Genomic DNA, 3211 nt, shown 5'->3' with positions numbered 1-3211 from the left:
GCGGCGGGGGCGGACGACGGGCAGGATGGAATCATGGAACCTTCCCGAATCGCGGTGGCCGGTGCGTCCGGCCTCATCGGCGGCGCACTCGTCCGGTCCCTGACCGCCGACGGGCACCGGGTGGTGCGCCTGGTGCGCAGGGCGCCCCGCTCGGAGGACGAGGTGCGGTGGGACCCGGAGCGGGGGTCCGTGGACGCGGCCGGGCTCGCCGGGTGCGACGCCGTGGTCAACCTCGCCGGTGCCGGGGTGGGCGACCAGCGCTGGACGCCCGCCTACAAGGCACGCATCCGCGACGGCCGGGTGCGGGGCACGGCCGCGCTCGCCGAGGCGTTCGCCGCGATGGAGCGGGACGTGCGGCCGCGGGTGTTCGTGAACGGCAGCGCGATCGGCTACTACGGCGAGACCGGCGACCGGGCGGTCGACGAGAGCGCGCCGGCGGGCTCGGGCTTCCTGCCGGAGCTGTGCGTCGAGTGGGAGGCCGCGGCGGCGCCGGCCCGGGAGGCGGGCGTGCGGACGGCGTTCGCCCGGACCGGGCTCGTGGTGGCCCGCGGGGGCGGCGCGTGGGGCAGGCTCTTCCCGCTGTTCCGGGCCGGGCTGGGCGGGCGGCTGGGCGACGGGCGGCAGTACTGGTCGTACATCGCCCTGCACGACGAGGTGGCCGCCCTGCGCCACCTGCTCGACACCGACGGGCTGTCCGGGCCGTTCAACCTGACCGCGCCGCACCCGGCGACCAACCGCGAGATCACCGCGGCGATGGCGCGCGTGCTGCGCCGGCCGGCGGTGTTCGCGGTACCGGCGCCGGTACTGCGGACGGTGCTCGGCGAGATGGCCCAGGACGTGCTGGGCAGCGCCCGGGTGCTGCCGAAGCGGCTGCTGGAGTCGGGGTTCCGGTTCGCGTTCCCGGATATCGAGGGGACGATCCGCGCGGCGCTGTGAGCGGACGGACGCGGCGGGCACCCCGGGCCGCGGCCGGGGGCGGCGAGGGGACCGCGGGACGGCTGTGACGCGGGACGACCGGGGCACGGAACGGCCGTGACGCGGGACGGCCGGGGCGCGGTGCGCCCCCGGTGACCGGGGTGTGCCGTCCGGCGGGCGCATGCGACCGCCGTGCGCCCGTGCCCCGGTCGGTGCGCGACTCCCCGGGGCGTCCTCCCGGACCTAACCTCGAGCAGAACTCGCGTATCCCTGGGGCCTGTTGGGGGAATGACGACTCCAGCGTCCGCGCAACCTCGAGGAGGGGCACGTGCTCGAGCACACGTACCAGGCGGACGTCGTCGTCGTGGGGGCCGGGATCGCCGGACTCTCCGCGGCACGACGCCTGACCGGCGCAGGAGTCACCACCGTGGTCCTGGAGGCCGCCCCCGCGGTGGGCGGCCGGATGGCCACGGAGAAGGTCGACGGCTTTCGGCTCGACAGGGTCGGCCGGCTGCTGTCCACGGCGTATCCCGAGCTGCGGCCGGCCGCGGGCCTGGACGGACTCGTCCTGCGCCCGTTCGCGCCCGGGGTCCTGCTGCACAGCGACGGACGGCACCACCGGGCGGGCGTGCCCGCCGGCGCGGGGGGCGCAAGGGGCGCACTCCATGTGGTGCGCACCCTCGCAAGCGCTCCCAGGGCGGGGGCGGCGCCCAGGAGGCCGGCGGCCGTCCCCGGACGGCAGGTGTCCACGCCCCGGAGCCGGACCGGTGCCCCGCTGGGCACCGCCGTCGACCAGGCCCGGCTGGGCGCCGCGTTCACCCGCCTCGCGGGCACACCGGTGCGACGGCTCCTGGCCCGGCCGGAGACGACCGCCGCGGAGGCGCTGGCGGTCCGGGGGCTGCCCGTCCGTACCGTCGACGGCTTCCTCCGTCCGCTGCTCGCCGCGCTGTTGTGCGACCCGGACCTCGGCACGTCGAGCCGGTGCGCGGATCTCGCGCTGCGCGCCTTCGCGGCCGGGCGGCTGTGCCTGCCGGAGGGCGGCGCGGAGGCCCTGCCGCGCCTGCTGGCGCGGGAGCTGCCGCCGGGCACGGTGCGCACCGGCGTCCGGGTCACCTCCGTCTCGACGACGTCGGTGACCACCGCCGAGCACGGCGAGTTCCGCTGCCGCGCGGTGCTGGTCGCGACGGACGCGCGCGCCGCCGCGCGGTTGCTGCCGGGCCTGCGGGTGCCGGACTTCCACCCGGTGACGGTGGTGCACCACGCGACGGACGAGGCCCCCCGGACGGGTGCCTCGCTGCTCCTGGACGCCGACCGGGGCGGCCCGGTGGCGCACACGGCGGTGGTGAGCCGGGTCGACCCGTCCCGGGCCCCGGCGGGCCGCGCGCTGGTGTCGTCCACGGTCCTGGGCCCGCCCGGGGCGCAGGTGGACGCGGACGTGCGGGTGCACCTGTCCAGGCTGTACGGCGTGCCGACGGCGCGCTGGGAGACCCTGGCGGTCCACCACACCGCCGACGCCGTGCCGGCGATGCCCCCACCGCACGATCCGCGCCGCCCGGTACGGCTGCTGGCCGGTCTGTACGTGTGCGGCGACCACCGCGACACCGGCACCGTGCAGGGCGCCCTGCACTCGGGCCGCCGCGCCTCGGCGGCGATCCTGGCGGACCTGGGCGCGGGCCGCTCCCTGCACAGGGCCGACCCGCTGCCCACGGTCCGGGCGGCCTGACCTTCCGGGTGGGCGGCGTCCCCGCGCCGCCCACCGTCCCCGCGTCGGCGCCCCGCACCGGCGCACGCCGCTCCTCCGGGCCCGCGCCGCTCGATCCGCGCCCTCACCGCCGCCGCTCAGCCGTGCGCCGCGACCCTGTCCCGGTAGACGCGGACCGGGGCCGCGTCGCGGTAGGGCTCCAGGCGGCGTTCGAAGTCGCGGACGTACTCCACGGCCCGTACCGAGCGCATCTCGGCGGCCTGGCCCGCCGCCTCGGCGGCGAGGAGGCAGGCCTGGTCGAGTTCGCCGAGGCCGAGGCGGGCGGTGGCGAGGACGACCCGGCAGAACAGGCGGCTGCGGGCGTACCCGGAGGCGCGCAGCTGCAGCGAGCGCTCCGCGTGCTGGACGGCGGCCCGGAACTGCTGGAGGTCGCGGTGGCAGTGGGCGAACTCGTCGGCGAGCTGGGCCTCGTCGAAGAAGCGCACCCAGTGCGGGACCTCGTCGCCGGGCCGGGCGCTCTCCAGGGCGCGTTCGGCGCGCACCAGGGCCGCGGTGCAGGCGCGGACCTCACCGAGCACGCCGTGCCCGCGCGCC

General features: G+C 78.3%; 2 protein-coding genes and 1 pseudogene. 2 read left to right on the top strand and 1 reads right to left on the bottom strand.

Translation table 11 applies throughout. The features are described from left to right. Positions 1 to 33: 33 nt before the first annotated feature. On the top strand, positions 34 to 936 hold the full coding sequence (locus tag AOK18_RS28970) for a TIGR01777 family oxidoreductase (RefSeq protein WP_079105243.1): 903 nt from the start codon (positions 34 to 36) through the stop codon (positions 934 to 936). 307 nt (positions 937 to 1243) lie between these two features. Continuing rightward, positions 1244 to 2638: an NAD(P)/FAD-dependent oxidoreductase gene (locus AOK18_RS28965; protein ID WP_055696238.1), complete on the top strand. Its 1395-nt coding sequence runs from the start codon at positions 1244 to 1246 to the stop codon at positions 2636 to 2638. 116 nt (positions 2639 to 2754) lie between these two features. Here the strand turns inward: AOK18_RS28965 and AOK18_RS28960 are convergent. Further along, positions 2755 to 3211, bottom strand: a pseudogene (locus AOK18_RS28960) (regulator); the annotation flags it as partial.

Origin of the sequence: Streptomyces prasinopilosus, from assembly GCF_001419695.1 — a bacterium.
Lineage (GTDB): Bacteria > Actinomycetota > Actinomycetes > Streptomycetales > Streptomycetaceae > Streptomyces > Streptomyces prasinopilosus.
Note: the sequence above shows the minus strand (reverse complement) of the source record. Positions and strands in the feature narration are given on the sequence as shown.